We start from the raw sequence: 15214 nt of genomic DNA on the forward strand, positions 1-15214 counted from the left end.
CGACCTCCGCGATTGCCGCGATGTGACGCCGGGCAGGCGGCAACGCCCAGAGTCCAAACTGTGTCGTTGTGACCAGGCAGGGGTCGGCCGGTAACATGTTCGCGACCCCATCGTCCGGCTGCGGCATCTTGGACGGGTCATGGTTCTTGCCATGCGTCGTCGAACCGCATGACCATCTGATCGTCTCAGACGTTGTGTCATCGGACGATTGGTCCAGGCTTCTCCGAAGGAGGATGCCGTGAGCAGCGAACCCGTTCGGCACAACCACCGGATTTCCGGTGCCTTCCATCCGCTCGTCTACAAGATCATGGCGGCTCTCGCCGCGTGGTTTGTCGTGTCTTCCTGGGCCTTCGCCGGCGGCGGCGCGACGGACCTCGCGCTCACGATGGTGACCTTCATCTTCCTGATCGGGGTCGGCATTCCCAGCCTGATCGGGCGGATACGACGGGCGCACCGAAGCGAGCGGCCGGACGACGACGAGTCGACCTCCGGCGACGACACCGTGTACGGCAACTGGGCCGGCGACGAGGTCGAGCTGTGGACCGGGCCGGTCAAGGGCAAGATGGCGGCGATCGAAACCATCCTGCCGATCGCCGCTGCCGCCGTGAGCATGACCGCATTCGCCCTGGTGCTGCATTTCGTGATCGGCTGACGATCGCCGCGACGCCGCCGGGATCCAGGGCTCTTCCGCCGAGATCGATCGGCATCGTTCATTCAGCAAGACTGGACGGCCGCGCGCCGTGCTAGCGTTGGGTGAACAGGAGGAGCCATGACCCAGACCTTCACACGGGAGCCGCGCAGGCTCGGCGCCAGCACCCTAGGCGTGTTTCCGATCGGCCTCGGCTGCATGTCGCTCTCGGGCGCCTACGGCAAGAGCGACGATGCCGAAGGCATGCGCGTCATCCATCATGCGATCGACCGCGGGATCACGTTGCTCGACAGCTCCGACATGTACGGCTGGGGCCACAACGAGACTCTGCTGGGCAAGGCCCTCGCGGGCGGACGCCGCGCCGGGCTCGTGCTGGCGACCAAGTTCGGCCAGACGCAGCGGCCGGGCGGCGCCAACGGAGTCGACGGCCGGCCGGAATATGTGAAAGCCGCCTGCGAGGCGAGCCTCGGGCGCCTGGGCGTCGAGGTGATCGACCTCTACTATCAGCACCGTGTCGACCCGGCGGTGCCGATCGAGGAGACGGTGGGGGCGATGGGCGAGCTGGTGACGGCCGGCAAGGTTCGTGCCCTTGGCCTGAGCGAGGCGCGGCCGGAAACCATCCGCCGCGCCCACGAGACCTTTCCCATCGCCGCGGTGCAGAGCGAATATTCGCTCCTCTACCGCGAGCAGGCCGAGGAGACGCTGCAGACGACGCGCGAGCTCGGCATCTCTTTCGTCGCCTACTCGCCGCTCGGACGCAGCCTGCTGACGGGTTCGGTGCGACACGCCTCCGACATCCCCGAAGGCGACGGCCGCGGTCGCCATCCCCGCTTCGCGAAGGACAATCTCGCGCGCAATCTCGAGCTCGTGTCGGCGGTCGAGGCCATGGCGAAGGCCAAGGGCTGCACGCCGGGGCAGGTCGCGCTGGCCTGGCTGCTGGCGCAGGGGCCGGACATCGTGCCCATTCCGGGCACCAAGCGCGTCGATCGCGTCGATCAGAACCTGGGCGCGCTCGATGTTGCCCTCTCGCCCGATGACGTCGCAGCCCTTTCCGCCGCCCTGCCGCCGGGCGCGGCGGCCGGCACGCGCTACGCCGAGGCGCAGCTCAAGGCCGTCTATCTGTAGCGGAGTCCGCCATCCCGACGACGGATCCCGGCGGCAGCCGCCGCCTTGCCACCATCCTGTTCGCCGATATCGCGGGCTACAGCCGGCTGATGCACGCCGACGAGGAGCAGACCCTCACCGACCTGCAGGGCCATCTCGTCGAGCTGGTCGGTCCGGTCGTCGAGCGTTTCCACGGCCGGATCGTGAAGACCCTGGGCGACGGGCTGTTCGCCGAGTTCGCCAGCACGGTCGAGGCCCTGCGTGCGGCGGTCGAGCTGCAGCGCGGCATGACGGAGCGCAATGCCGGCGTCGCGGCGGATCGGCGGCAGACCTTCCGCATCGGGCTGCATCTGGGCGATGTGATCCTCTCCAACGAGGACGTGTTCGGCGACGCGGTCAACGTCGCGGCCCGTCTGCAGGCCCTGGCCGAACCGGGCGCCATTGCACTCTCGAGCAGCGTCTACGAGCAGGTGAGGGACAAGGTCTCGCTGCCGTTTCGCGATATGGGCCGCCGCAATCTCAAGAACATCGACCGGCCCGTACACGTCTATTGTCTCGAGCGGGGCGCGGCGACTGCCCGGTCGATCCGGCCGGTGCGCCGGTGGCGTCTGATCGGCGCCGCTGTCGCCATCGTGATCGCGCTGGCAGCGGGCGGCTATTTCCTGGCGCCGTTCCTCGGCGCCCTGCACCGCGCGAGCCCTTCGCTGCGGACGATGTCCGAAAACCCGTCGGTCGCCGTCCTTCCGTTCGCCAACCAGGCCGGCGGTGCCCGCGACTATTTCTCGGACGGCCTGACCGAGGACATCACGGCCGCTCTCGGCCGCTTCCGGGAGCTCACCGTCATCGCGCCCGCGGCCGTCCTGCCCTATCGCGACAAGCCGTTGCCGCTTGCCGAGCTCGGCCGCGCGCTCAATGCCCGCTACCTCGTGAGCGGCAGCGTCCGGCGCATGGATCCGCGCGTGCGCGTCGGCGTGCAGCTCACCGACGCCACGACGGGCGTGCAGCTCTGGGCCGACCAGTATGACGACCAGCTCGTCGACATCTTCGAGGTACAGCAGCGTATCGCCCGCAATGTCGCCGGCATGCTGGCCACGAACCTGCATCAGATCGCCCTGCAGCGAAGCCTGCGCAAGCCGACGGGCAATCTCGACGCCTATGACCTGCTGCTGCGAGCGCGCTCGATGGCGGCGAGCGGAACCCGCGCCGGCAATCGCCATGCGCGCGAAGCGCTGGAACGTGTGACGCAGATGTCGCCCGGCTATGCCGACGCGCATGCCGAGCTGGCCGCCGCCTACCTGCAGCGCATCGCCTTCGGCTGGTCTGAATTTGCCGCGCAGGATGTCGGGACGGCGATCCACGAGGCCCAGAGAGCAGCCGACATCGACGGCGAGAATGTGCTGGCGCACAGCGTGCTCGCCCGCGCCTACACGATCCAGCAGAAATACGACCTCGGCCTGGCAGAGGCCGATCGCGCCCTTCAGCTCAATCCGAGCGACACCGACGCCCTCGCCGCGCGCGCCGAGGTGCTGCTGTGGACCGGTCATATCGACCAGTCGATCGAGGCGGCGGAGCTCGCGCGCCGCCTCAACGACGATGTGGGGCCGGAGGCGGCTCTCAATCTCGGCCTCGCCTACCTTCTCGCGCGCCGCTATTCCGATGCCATCACGCTTCTAGAGACGGCGCGGGCGCGCTATCCGACCTACCCGCTGCTCGACTTCCCGCTCGCCGGTGCCTACGCGGAGGTCGGTCGCGCGGCCGACGCGACCAGTGCCCTGGCAAACGGACTGCGCAAGGACCCCTATCTCACGCTCGAAAGCTTCGGCACGCGCTTCCAGGACGGAGCCCTGAGAGCGCGTGTCGTGGAAAGCCTGCGCAAGGCGGGGCTGAGATGATCAGTGGAACGCTTCGCCCCTGAGACGCTGCCAGTTCTCGGCCGCCCGTGCGGCATTGGCCTGTGGATCCTTGGCGAAGTTGGCCGGGCCGGAGGCGCCCGCGAACACATAGAGCTTTCCGTCCGAGATGATCCAGTGGTGCGGGTCGGCCTCGCGCTTCCGGCCCGCGGCCAAATTCATCGTGCAGGCGCCGCCGAACTGCGGGGCATATTTGTCGGGGTCCTGCCGGAAGAGGTCGCGATGCTGGGCGCTGGCGAAGCGGTAGCGCTGGCCGTCCCAGCTCAACTCGTAGGCTTCCGCCCCCTGAATCGGCTTGCCGTCGGTGAAGTAGGCCACCGGATCGTAGCCCTTCAATGCAAGCCGCTGACCGGTCGTCAGGGCCGGCTGGGTCGATGCCTCGCCCGCCAGGACCAGACCAACGGGAAGGGCGGCCAAAGCCGCCAGCATGACGCGACGCAGGACCATGGCATTCTCCCGACGATGCCCCATACCCCACGCTGCAAATAGGACGACAAGACGGCGAAGTAAACCGTCGAGCCTCACGTTTGTTTGCGCTCGTGCGGGCATGCTCGATCATGCGTTCGGCGCTCTACGGCGTGTTGTTTTGCTGCTCGGATGCTGCCGCCGGATCCACGATTTCATCATTGACGCGTCCGTTCTTCCCTATCGATAGTCCGCGCCGAAAGTTCGGGAGGAGAAGCATGGCGGTCTCACGGCGCGACTTGCTGACCTTGGGTTCCTTCGCCCTTGCCACAGCGGGCTTTGCGCGAGCGGGGAGGGCGGACACATTCCCCTCGCGGCCGATCCGCTGGATCATTCCCTTCGCGCCGGCCGGAAATTACGACGTGACCTCGCGCCTGGTGGCCGATCCGATGGGCCATGCGCTCGGCCAGACGGTCCTCGTCGACAACCGCCCGGGTGCGGGCGGCGTCGTCGGCCTCGAGGCGGCCGCCAACGCGCCGGCCGATGGCTACACGATCGTGATGGCAAGCTTCAGCGTGATCTATATCGCGCCGCTCATGGCGGGCAAGCAGCCGCTTCTTTCCACGTTCACACCGGTCAGCATGCTCACCACCGTTCCGACGCTCGTCGTCGCACGGTCCGACAGCCGCTTCGCCGACATGCGCGCGCTGCTCGACGAGGCGCGGAGCAAGCCCGGCACTGTGACCATCGGCCATTCGGGCAACGGCACCACCAATCACGTCGCCATTCTTCGCCTGCAGGTGAACGAGAAACTCAACTTCAACGTCATCCCCTACCGCGGCTCGGGGCCGGGCCTGAACGACCTGCTGGCGGGCACCATCGACTGCTTTGCCGACCAGCTTACCAGCTCGATGCCGCATATCCGGTTGGGCAAGTTCAAGCCGCTGATGGCGCTGGGCCTGAAGCGCATTCCCGAGCTGCCGGACGTACCGACGCTCAAGGAGGTCGGCTGCAAGCCGTTCGACGGCGGGACGACCGCGGGCGTGTTCGTGCGCGCCGAAACGCCGAAGGAGATCGTCGGACGTCTGAACGAGGGCGTGATCGCCGGCCTCGCCGACGGCAATGTGCAGAAGCGGTTGCACGAGCTGGGCGCGACGGTCCGTCCCTCGACGCCCGCCGAGTTCACCGCTCAGCTCGGAGCGGACGAGGCCAACGTCTCTGAGCTCCTGAAGATGGGCGTCCTGAAGCCGACGTAGCGCTCCGCGTCAGGCGATCTCCTTCATCACCGACCAGAGGTCGGCCTTGCGCTCGAAGCCGATGCCGGGCGCATCGGGCAGGCCGACGCGGCCGTCGACCACCGGGCAGTCGTCGGCGAAGCCGCCGAATGGCGCGAACACCTGGGGATAGGATTCGTTGCCGCCGCATTGCAGGCCGACCGCGATGTTGAGGGCGAACTGGTGGCCGCCGTGCGGGACGCAGCGTCTCGGCGACCAGCCGTTGGCCTTCAGCATGTCGAGCGTCCGCAGATATTCGACCAGGCCATAGGACAGGGCGGGATCGAACTGCAGGATGTCGCGATCGGGCCGCAGCCCGCCATGGCGGATGAGGTTGCGGGCGTCCTGCATCGAGAACAGGTTCTCGCCGGTCGCCAGCGGCGGCGCATATTGCGTGGCGAGCGCCGCATGGGCGAGATAGTCGAGCGGATCGAGTGGCTCCTCGTACCAGCGCAGCCCCAGCGATTCGATCGCGCGGCCGAACTCGATGGCGGTCGGCAGGTCGAACTTGCCGTTGACGTCGACGGCCAGCCGGTCGCCCGAGCCGACGATGTTCAGGACCGCACCGATACGCTTCAGATCCTCGGCAAGCGGCGCGCCGCCCACCTTCATCTTCACGCACGAATAGCCGAGGTTGAGGTAGTGCTTCATCTCGTCCTTCAGGCCTTCGAGGTCCTTGCCGGGATAGTAGTAGCCACCAGCCGCGTAGACCCACGCCTTGTCGTCGTGCCTGCCCCCGTTGTAGCGCTCGGCGAGCAGCTTCCAGAGCGGCACGCGCATGGCCTTGGCGACGGCGTCCCACAGCGCCATGTCGACCACGCCCACGGCCACCGAGCGCTCGCCATGGCCGCCCGGCTTTTCGTTGGCCATCATGGCCGCCCAGCACCTCGCCGGGTCGAGCAGGCCCTTGTCGTCGAGCAGGGAGTCGGGCTTGGCGTCCAGCAGGCGCTTGACGAAACGTTCGTTGAGCAGGCCGTGCTGGGCATAGCGGCCGTTGGAGTTGAAGCCGTAGCCCACCACGCGCTTGCCCTCGACCTTGAGATCGGTGACCACCGCGACCACCGAGGCGGTCATCTGGCTGAAGTCGATATAGGCGTTGGCGATGCTGGACCGGATCGGCGAGACGATGTCGCGAATGGCGACGATGCGCATGGGTCAACCCGCAATGAATGAACTATCCGCCTTTTCTACAGGTCCCGGCGCCGGTTCGCCAGCGATGGCCGGCCGGCGAGCCTGTGAGTCACGCCACGAAGACGGCCCGGCGACTGTGGCGGAATAGAAGCCACCAGGCGATGGCGCCGTTCAGCGCGTTCCAGGCGATGCCGTTGATGAAGGCCGCGCGATAGGAGCCGGTGAGGTCGAACAGGGCGCCGCCCATCCAGCCCCCCAGCGCCATGCCGACGATCGTCGCCGAGACCGCGAGGCCGATGCGCGCGCCGGCCTCGCGTGGCGGGAAATATTCACGGACGATGATGGCGTAGCTCGGCACGATGCCGCCCTGGAACAGGCCGAACAGCGCCGACACGACATAGAGCGACACCAGTGAATCGGCGATCAGGTAGAGGAGCAGCGCCACCGCCTGCAGCGTCGAGCCGAGCAGCAGCGTCTTGATGCCGCCGACGCGATCGGCGATCCAGCCCGAGCCGATGCGGCTCACGATGCCGAAACCCAGCATCAGCGAGAGCATGATCGCACCCTGGGCCACGCCGTAGCCGAGATCGGCGCAGTAGGCGACGATATGGACCTGCGGCATCGACATCGCCACGCAGCAGCCGACGCCGGCGAGCGCCAGCCAGGCCTGCAGGGCGGCCGGCGAGAGGCCGAGCGCCCGCGCGGAGTGAAGGTGGGCGGTCGCGGCCGTCGATTCGGTTTCATGCTGCGCAAGCCGGCGACGCAGCGCGAGGCCGAGCGGCAGCATGGCAACCAGGCAGATGATGGCCACCGTGAGGTAAGCGGAACGCCAGCCGTGATCGCTCACGAGGTGTTCCACGATCGGCGGCCAGATGGCGCCGGCGAAATAGTTGCCCGAGGAGCAGATCGCGACCGCGAGGCCGCGCCGCTTCGTGAACCAGTGCGAGAGATCGGCGACCAGGGGGCTGAAGGTGGCGGCCGAGCCGAGCCCGATCAGGACCTGCGCCGCCGCGAACATCATCACGGTGGGTGCATAGGCCGCGGCCACGAAGCCTGCCGCCAGCAGCAGCGTGCTCACGACGATCGTCACGAGCGCGCCGCGCGTGTCGATCAGGCGGCCCAGCGCGATGCTGCCGATGCCGAAGCCCAGCATGGCGGCGGTGTAGGAGAACGATACGTCGGCGCGGGTGACGCCGAAGTCCGTCTGGATGGCAGGCAGCGCCACCACGACGGCCCACATGCCCACGCCGCCCACGGTGCTGATGGTGACGCTGGCGGCAAGGCGCCACCAGGCATAACGCGAATCGGCTTCACTCATATCCTTGCCTTCGATCGGCGGTCAGCCGCCGGCGACACCCTGGGTGTTGACGTACAGGGCGTAAAGAGAATGGCTCGCAGCCATGAACAGCCGGTTGCGATAACGTCCGCCGAAGCAGACGTTGGCGCAGCGCTCCGGCAGGTCGATATGACCGATCGGCCTGCCCTCGGGGTTGAAGACGCGCACGCCGTCGAGCTCGGCGCTGCCCATGCCCCAGCCGCACCACAGATTGCCGTCGACATCGACGCGGAAGCCGTCCGGCGAGCCACCGGGACCGGCGTCGATCAGGACCTTGCCCTTGCCCAGCCTGGCGCCGTCGTCGAGCAGGTCGTAGGCGAGGATCTGCCGATGCGGCTCGGCGCGCGAGGCGACGACGTAGAGCTTCTTCTCGTCGGGCGAGAAGGCAAGACCGTTCGGCCCCGGCACGTCGTCCACCATCACGGCGAGCTTGCCGGTTTGTGTGTCGAGCCGGTAGACGGCGGGCTTGTTCTCGCTCTCGTCCCTGTGGCCCTCGTAGTAGCCCAGGATGCCGAACACCGGATCGGTGAACCAGATCGAATGATCGGATTTCACCACGACGTCGTTCGGCGAGTTGAGCTTCCTGCCGTTGTAGGAATCGGCCAGCACGGTGATCGAGCCGTCGTACTCGGTGCGCACCACGCGCCGCGTGTCGTGCTCACAGCCGACCAGCCGGCCCTGGCGGTCGCGCGTGTGGCCGTTGGCGTTGTTGGAGGGCTTGCGAAAGATCGAGACCGCGCCGGTCTCCTCGTCCCAGCGCAGGATCCTGTTGTTGGGAATGTCGCTCCACAGGAGGTATCTGCCGTCGCCGAAATAGACCGGCCCCTCCGACCAGCGGCAGCCGGTGTAGAGCCGTTCGACCGAAGCGAGCGGCAGGCGATACCGGTTGAAGGCGGGATCCAGCACACGGACCGCCGGGTCGGGATAGCGCTCGTTCGGCTGCCACATCGTTTCCTCGCCCTCGTTCTTTCTGCGGCGGCACTCTAGCCAGCGATCCTGCGAAAGACATCGACGAAACGTTCGACATCCTCCTCGTCGTTGTAGACGTGCGGGCTGAGGCGCAGGCGGCCGAGTCGCGGCGCGGCATGGACGTTCTCGGCGGCGAGCTTCTTCGGCAAGTCCGTCGGCATCCCCTTGGGGAAGGCGACGCTCAGAATGTGCGGTGCGCGAAGCTTCGTCTCGGGCAGGCGGACATCGAGATTGCCGAGGCCGTCGGCGAGCTTCGCCGTCAACATCGAGAGCCGCCCGACGATCGCCTCGTTGCCCCAGCCCGCCATCATCTCCATGCCGATCGCCGCCATCTCGAGCGAAATGAAATGGTCGCGCTCGCCCATGTCGTAGCGTCGCGCATCTTCGCGATAGGAGAGATCGCGGAAGTACACGGTGTCCTCGGCCGAGACGGCCTTGCGCGCCGCCGCGGTCTGTTCGAGCGGCACGCCGGCCTGGCGCCGCCGGGCGACGTACATGAAGGCGCGGCCGTAGGGGCCGAGCACCCACTTGTAGGTCGGGAAGATCAGGAAATCGGGATCGAGTGTCCCCACGTCGATGCGCCGCACACCGACATCGTGCGTCGCATCGACCAGGAAGGCGGCGCCCTGTCGCTTCAATGCCGCGGCGATCCGCATCGCATCGAGCGCGCCGCCATCGGACCAGTGGACCGACGAGATCGAGGCCAGGGCGAGCGGGGCCGCGCCTTTGCGCTCGATCGCTTCCAGCACGGCCGATGTCCAATCGCCATCAGCCGGCTGTTTCACCGTCTCGACCGTGAAGCCGCCGGCGCCGGCCCTATTGACCCATTCGAGCACCGGCGAGCTGTGATCGTTCTCGAGCACGAGAACGCGACGACCCCGTTCGACCGTCAGCACCTTGCCCGCCGTCGAGACGCCATAGCCGACCGAGGGGATGAGCGCGACGTCGCTCGGGTCGGCGCCGATCAGCGTGGCGGCGGCCTTGCGGGCGCGCTCGTGCTGGCCGGCGGCGAAATCGCCCGGAAGCGTCCATGGCTGCCCTTTGCGTCCGATGGCGGCCCGCCCGGCCTCCTGCACGGCGCGCGGCAGGGGGCTCCAGGACGCGGCATTGAAGAAGCAGACATCGCGCGGCATGTCGAACAGGGCGCGCTGACAGGGCAACATCGGGATCGGCTCCATCGCTCGAGGGCGGGGAGCCTAGCACGCCGGCGGCTTAGTTTTTTGCAGCGTGCCATGAGGACCTCTCGTCTGTGATTACCCGCCGCGTCATTGAGGCGGCGATGGGTGCGGGCCATCTTCGACCGGACCGCACAGTTGCGGCCGAAGGAGGGAGAGATGAGCTTCCAGTCCCGTCGTCCCTTGTCCGATCGGGCCTTGTCCGATCAGGACCTGTTGTCGAGCAGTGCTGCAAGGTCGCCGCTGCGGCGGCGCTTCTTCTTCACGATGGCGGTATGGCGCGAGCGCGTGCAGGCGCGGCGCTGTCTGGCCAGCATGGACGCCCGCAGCCTGCGTGAGATTGGCATCTCGCCGATTGCCGCTGCCTACGAGTGCGGCAAGCCCTTCTGGCAAAAAATCGGTCCGCTACGCTGATTTTCTGGCTGCTTCTCACTGTCGTCATAATTATCGTCCAGGAACCCTAGGCTCCCCGGCACGTTAATTGCCCGCGCAGGCGCGGGAGTCCGGGGGCGCCGCCGGCGGCGTATTCCACTTGAATACCCGCCGCGCTATGGGTTGCAACACAGCAGCGGCAAGGACCTCCTGGATGACACCTCCGGACCTCGACCGGAAATCGGCGCTTTTTCTCGACCTCGACGGCACCCTCCTCGAAATTGCTGCGACTCCGGAGCAGGTCGTCGTGCCGGCAGGCTTGCCTGCGCTTCTCGCTCATCTCCATCACCAGCTCGGCGGGGCGCTTGCCATTGTGACCGGCCGGCCGCTGCCGCAGATCGACGACCTTCTTCGGCCGTTCTCGCCCAGCGCCGCCGGCGAGCATGGCGTTTCGCTGCGCTATGCCGACGGCACGCGCGAAGAGTTGCCGGCGGGCCTCGCCGTGCCGGCCGCATGGCGCGAGGCGCTCGAGGCGGCGGCCGAACGCTGGCCCGGCGTGCTGGTCGAGCCCAAGCCGCACGGTCTTGCCGTGCACTACCGGCTGGCGCCCGAGTACGGCAACGAGGTCTGGCGGCTGGTGCGCGAGCTGGTGCCACCCGAGCATCCCTGGTTCCACCTCGTGCCGGCGCGCGAGGCCGTCGAGATCGGCCTGCGGGCCGCGTCCAAGGGCAACGCCGTCGAGCGCCTGATGGCCCATGCGCCGTTCCACGGCCGCAGGCCGATCTTCATCGGTGACGATTTCACCGACGAAGCCGGCATGAGCAAGGCCCGCGAGCTGGGTGGCCTCGGCCTGCGTGTCGCCGAGGTGTTCGGCGGCGATCCGGCCAATGTGCGGGCCTGGCTGATGCAAGGGGCGCGGCAGCTCGACGGCCATGCAGCCCCGGCCGCCGCGGGGGCGATGCCGTGAGAGGGCTCGATCTCGGTGTGGTCGGCAATTGCGCGATCGCGAGCCTGATCGATCGCAACGGCCGTCATGTCTGGCATGGCGTAGGACGCCTCGACGGCGATCCGGTCTTCAATGCGCTGCTGGGCGGCAACGATCCGCAGAGCGGCTACATGGACGCCGTGGTCGCCGGCGCCAAGGAGCCGGGGCATCAGCGCTACCTGCCGAACACGGCCATCCTCGAAACGACGATCGACGGCGCGGGCGGCACCGTGCGCATCGTCGACTTCGCCCCGCGCTTTCGCCGCTTCGGCCGCATGTTCCGCCCGCCCATGCTGGTGCGGCGCCTGGAGCCGGTCGCCGGCCGGCCGCGCATCACGATCCGGTTGCGGCCGACCTTCTCCTATGGTGCATACAAACCGCAGACCACAAGCGGCAGCAATCACATCCGCTTCGTGGGCGACGCGGCCGTCCTGCGGCTCACCACCGACGGTTCGATCACCTACATCCTGCACGAGACCGAATTCGCACTCGACCGGCCGCTGACCCTGATCGTGGGGGCCGACGAGAGCATCACCGAGGGGCCCGACTGGCTGGCGCGCACCTTCCTCGCCGAGACCGAGGCCTACTGGCACACCTGGGTGCGCGACCTCAACATTCCGTTCGACTGGCAGATGGCGGTGATCCGCGCCGCGATCACGCTCAAGCTTTGCAGCTTCGAGGATACGGGCGCGGTCCTGGCGGCGCTCACGACTTCCGTGCCCGAGGCGGCGGATACGCCGCGCACATGGGACTACCGATTCTCCTGGCTGCGCGATTCCTTCTTCACGGTGACGGCGCTCAACCGGCTCTCGGCGACGCGCACGATGGAACGGTTCGTGCGGTTCATCGTCGACGTCGTCGAGGCCGGCAGCGCGCACGGCGGCGCCGATCAGATCGCGCCGCTCTTCCCCATCGCGCCGGGCATGGATACGGCGGAGCGCATCATCGACACGCTGCCCGGCTATCGCGGCTGCGGACCGGTGCGCATCGGCAATGACGCGGTCGTCCAGCGGCAGAACGATACCTACGGCTCCATGGTCCTGACTGCGGCGCAGATGTTCTGGGACGAGCGCCTGCCGCGCCACGGCGACATCGAGCTCTATCGACGCCTGTGCGTGGTGGGAAACGAGGCCCACAAGGCGGCGCTCACGCCCGACGCCGGCCTCTGGGAGTATCGCGAGCGGGAGGAGGTCCACACCTTTTCCGCGGCGATGTGCTGGGCCGCGCAGCACCGGCTGGGCATGATCGCGCGCCGCGTCGGCGTCGATTCGGAGTCGCGCGAATGGCTGGCCCGCGCCGGCGTGCTGCGCCAGGAGATCCTGCAGCGCGCCACCATGGCGGAAGGCTGGCTGTCCGGTGTTCTCGATCGCCAGATGGCCGATGCCGCGAGCCTGGTCCTGCCCGAGATCGGGCTGCTGCGGTCCGACGATCCGCGTTTCCATGCCACGCTCGACATGGTCGGCAAGCGGCTGGTCAGGAACGGCTTCGTCATGCGCTATGTCGAGGCCGACGATTTCGGCAAGCCGTCGAACGCCTTTCTGGTCTGCACGTTCTGGTATATCGACGCGCTGGCGAGCGCCGGACGGCGGGAGGAAGCACTCGAACTCTTCAACAACGTGCTGGGACAGCGCAACCACGTCGGGCTCCTGTCGGAGGATCTCGATCCGCATACCGGCGAGCTGTGGGGGAACTTCCCGCAGACCTACTCGCAGGTCGGATTGATCCTGTCGGCCATGCGCCTGTCGCGAAGCTGGGAGGAAGGGCTATGGCACGCCTCATAATCGTTTCCAATCGGGTGCCGATTCCGAAGTCGCGCGGCGCCTCGGCCGGCGGCCTAACCGTTGCGCTGCGCGATCTCCTGACGCCGGGAACCATGTGGTTCGGCTGGAGCGGCCGGCTGTCGTCGGATCCGTCGCCGCAGCCTTCGCTCGTCGAGGCGCGGGGGGTCACCTACGCGACCATCGATCTCAAGTCGGAGACCTATCGCGGCTACTATGTCGGCTTCGCCAACGGGGCGTTGTGGCCGCTGCTGCATTTCCGGCTTGGGCTCATGCAGTACCACCGCGAGGACTACGACGACTATCTGTCGGTCAACCAGGCCTTCGCCGAGTCGCTGGCCCAGGTGGTGCAGCCGGACGACACGGTCTGGGCGCACGACTACCATCTCGTTCCGTTCGCGCGCATGCTGCGCCAGCAGGGCTTCCGCGGGCCGCTCGGCTTCTTCCTGCACGTCCCGTTCGTGCCGCCCTCGATGCTCGAGGCGATGCCGGTCGGCCGCGAGCTGGTGGCCGACCTTTGCGCCTACGACCTCGTCGGCTTCCAGACCGAGGAGCATGCGCGCGACTTCCGCGACTGCGCGCAGCGCCTGCTCGGCGCCACCGTGAAGGGCGAGTGGGTGCGGCTGAACGGCCGCAGCATGCGCGCCTTCGCCGATCCGATCGGCATCGATGCCGAATCCTTCCACAACGACGCCGAGCGCGCGGCGAACGATCCGCTGGTCAAGCGCGTCGCCGGCAGCCTCGCCGGCCGGGCGCTCGCCATCGGCGTCGACCGCATGGACTATTCGAAGGGCCTGCCGCAGCGCTTCGAGGCCTACGGCCGGCTGTTCGAGCGCCATCCCGAGCACCGCCGCCGCGTGCACTTCCTGCAGATCTGCCCGCGCTCGCGCGAGGAGGTCGACGAGTACCGCAAGCTGAGAATCGAGCTCGACCGCCTGACCGGCCGCATCAACGGCCGCTTCTCGGAGTTCGACTGGACACCGCTGCGCTACAGCGCGCGCGCCGCGCCGCGCACCACCCTGGCCGGCCTCTACCGGATCGGGCGCATCGGGCTGGTGACGCCGCTGCGCGACGGCATGAACCTGGTCGCCAAGGAGTTCATCGCCGCGCAGGCGGACGAGGATCCGGGCGTGCTGGTGCTGTCGCAGTTCGCCGGCGCCGCCCAGGAGATGACCGAGGCGCTGATCGTCAATCCGTTCGATCCCGATGCCATTGCCGATGCCATGCATCACGCCCTGATCATGCCGGCAACCGAGCGCAAGGAGCGTCATCAGGCGCTGAGGGAGAAGGTGTTCCGCAGCACCGCGCAGGCCTATTGCACGCGCTTCATGGAGGCGCTGCTGTCGATCAAGGCCCAGTCGGTGCCGCGCGCCGTTGCCTGATCGGCGCTGTCGTGACGTAGCCGACCTCGGTTACGGTAGAGCCTCGTTCGGTCGGCCATACAGCGCTTCGAGCTCGGCAAGCCTGGTGATGATGTGGCCGCCGGCTTTTCTACCACAGCCGCGTGACGTGACGCCGTATCGATCGAAGGCTCTTTCATTTGAAATCAACGCGAGACCGTCGATCAAAGACTGGGCGATCAACATTCGATCGAACGGATCTCGATGCGGGCCATCCAGGGCGCCCGCATGTTCGGCATGGGCCATCGACAGGGCGAGCTCGCTGAATCCTTCGGCCGCTATGGCACCGGTCACGTCCCGGGCGATCGCCGCGGCATCCGGCAGCTTGCCAATCCTGAACTTCATTGCAATTTCCCAGGCCGTGACCGCACTGACGAAGATGTTGTTGTCCTCGGACTCGATCGCCGTTCGGGCTTTTCTCGTCAAAGCCCGTTCACCCGCCAACCACCAGAGGAATGCATGCGTGTCCAGCAGGAGGCGCACGTCAACGGCCTTTCCAAAGCTTCAGCTCTTCCTCCGGCAAGGGCTCGAAGAACTCGGGGCCGACCCTTATTTTGCCCTTCAGGCGGCCGAACTTGCGTTTGGGCTTTGGCGCCACCGGCACAATCTTGGCCACGGGATCCTTGCCGCGCGCGAGCACGATTTCCTCGCCGGCTTCGGCGCGAGCGACAAGCTTGGAGAGGTTCGTTTTGGCAGCATGGATCGTATAGGTCGGCATGTCCAGAA

Annotated in this window: 15 protein-coding genes; 8 read left to right on the forward strand and 7 right to left on the reverse strand. The window is 67.5% G+C overall.

All coding sequences use genetic code 11. From position 1 onward, the window contains the following. The first annotated feature begins 238 nt into the window (after positions 1 to 238). From OJF58_RS14815 to OJF58_RS14825, 3 genes are all read left to right on the forward strand, one after another. Positions 239 to 652 (forward strand): hypothetical protein, encoded by a 414-nt coding sequence (locus OJF58_RS14815; RefSeq protein ID WP_300778463.1) that lies wholly within the window; start codon positions 239 to 241, stop codon positions 650 to 652. Positions 653 to 769: 117 nt separating this feature from the next. Then, positions 770 to 1774, forward strand: coding sequence for an aldo/keto reductase (locus tag OJF58_RS14820; RefSeq protein ID WP_300778464.1), 1005 nt, complete (start codon positions 770 to 772; stop codon positions 1772 to 1774). 56 nt (positions 1775 to 1830) lie between these two features. Then, on the forward strand, positions 1831 to 3645 hold the full coding sequence (locus tag OJF58_RS14825; protein ID WP_300785278.1) for an adenylate/guanylate cyclase domain-containing protein: 1815 nt from the start codon (positions 1831 to 1833) through the stop codon (positions 3643 to 3645). Here OJF58_RS14825 and OJF58_RS14830 read toward each other — a convergent pair whose 3' ends face one another. Next, on the reverse strand, positions 3646 to 4110 hold the full coding sequence (locus OJF58_RS14830) for a YHS domain-containing (seleno)protein (RefSeq protein ID WP_300778465.1): 465 nt from the start codon (positions 4108 to 4110) through the stop codon (positions 3646 to 3648). 236 nt (positions 4111 to 4346) lie between these two features. Between OJF58_RS14830 and OJF58_RS14835 the strand changes: the two genes are divergently transcribed. Beyond that, entirely contained in the window at positions 4347 to 5324 is a 978-nt protein-coding gene (locus tag OJF58_RS14835) for a tripartite tricarboxylate transporter substrate binding protein (RefSeq protein ID WP_300778466.1), read from the forward strand. Positions 5325 to 5333: 9 nt separating this feature from the next. Here OJF58_RS14835 and OJF58_RS14840 read toward each other — a convergent pair whose 3' ends face one another. The 4 genes from OJF58_RS14840 to OJF58_RS14855 form a co-directional block, all read right to left on the reverse strand. Next, positions 5334 to 6494, reverse strand: coding sequence for a mandelate racemase/muconate lactonizing enzyme family protein (locus OJF58_RS14840; protein ID WP_300778467.1), 1161 nt, complete (start codon positions 6492 to 6494; stop codon positions 5334 to 5336). 88 nt (positions 6495 to 6582) lie between these two features. Further along, on the reverse strand, positions 6583 to 7791 hold the full coding sequence (locus tag OJF58_RS14845) for an MFS transporter (protein ID WP_300778468.1): 1209 nt from the start codon (positions 7789 to 7791) through the stop codon (positions 6583 to 6585). Positions 7792 to 7812: 21 nt separating this feature from the next. After that, positions 7813 to 8757, reverse strand: coding sequence for an SMP-30/gluconolactonase/LRE family protein (locus OJF58_RS14850; protein ID WP_300778469.1), 945 nt, complete (start codon positions 8755 to 8757; stop codon positions 7813 to 7815). 35 nt (positions 8758 to 8792) lie between these two features. After that, entirely contained in the window at positions 8793 to 9941 is a 1149-nt protein-coding gene (locus OJF58_RS14855; protein WP_300778470.1) for an aminotransferase class V-fold PLP-dependent enzyme, read from the reverse strand. A 171-nt stretch (positions 9942 to 10112) separates the two neighbouring features. On the opposite strand from OJF58_RS14855, the gene OJF58_RS14860 reads away from it, so the two are divergent. The 4 genes from OJF58_RS14860 (at position 10113) to OJF58_RS14875 (ending at position 14470) form a co-directional block, all read left to right on the forward strand. Next, positions 10113 to 10367: a hypothetical protein gene (locus OJF58_RS14860; RefSeq protein ID WP_300778471.1), complete on the forward strand. Its 255-nt coding sequence runs from the start codon at positions 10113 to 10115 to the stop codon at positions 10365 to 10367. A 172-nt stretch (positions 10368 to 10539) separates the two neighbouring features. After that, a complete protein-coding gene (otsB, locus tag OJF58_RS14865) occupies positions 10540 to 11292 on the forward strand; it encodes a trehalose-phosphatase (protein ID WP_300778472.1) in 753 nt (250 codons plus the stop codon). Then, positions 11289 to 13091, forward strand: coding sequence for a glycoside hydrolase family 15 protein (locus tag OJF58_RS14870; protein ID WP_300778473.1), 1803 nt, complete (start codon positions 11289 to 11291; stop codon positions 13089 to 13091). Before otsB ends, OJF58_RS14870 begins: the two co-directional genes overlap by 4 nt. Beyond that, complete coding sequence (locus OJF58_RS14875; RefSeq protein WP_300778474.1) at positions 13076 to 14470, forward strand: trehalose-6-phosphate synthase; 1395 nt, start codon at positions 13076 to 13078, stop codon at positions 14468 to 14470. The genes OJF58_RS14870 and OJF58_RS14875 overlap by 16 nt, the downstream gene beginning before the upstream one ends. Before the next feature lie 30 nt (positions 14471 to 14500). Here the strand turns inward: OJF58_RS14875 and OJF58_RS14880 are convergent, their stop codons facing one another. Continuing rightward, positions 14501 to 14971, reverse strand: coding sequence for a type II toxin-antitoxin system VapC family toxin (locus OJF58_RS14880; protein WP_300778475.1), 471 nt, complete (start codon positions 14969 to 14971; stop codon positions 14501 to 14503). 1 nt (position 14972) lies between these two features. Further along, the gene (locus OJF58_RS14885) at positions 14973 to 15206 is read right to left on the reverse strand and encodes a type II toxin-antitoxin system prevent-host-death family antitoxin (protein WP_300778476.1); all 234 of its coding nucleotides are present in this window, start codon (positions 15204 to 15206) and stop codon (positions 14973 to 14975) included. Positions 15207 to 15214 lie beyond the last annotated feature (8 nt).

This window comes from Enhydrobacter sp., from assembly GCF_030246845.1.
Lineage (GTDB): Bacteria > Pseudomonadota > Alphaproteobacteria > Reyranellales > Reyranellaceae > Reyranella.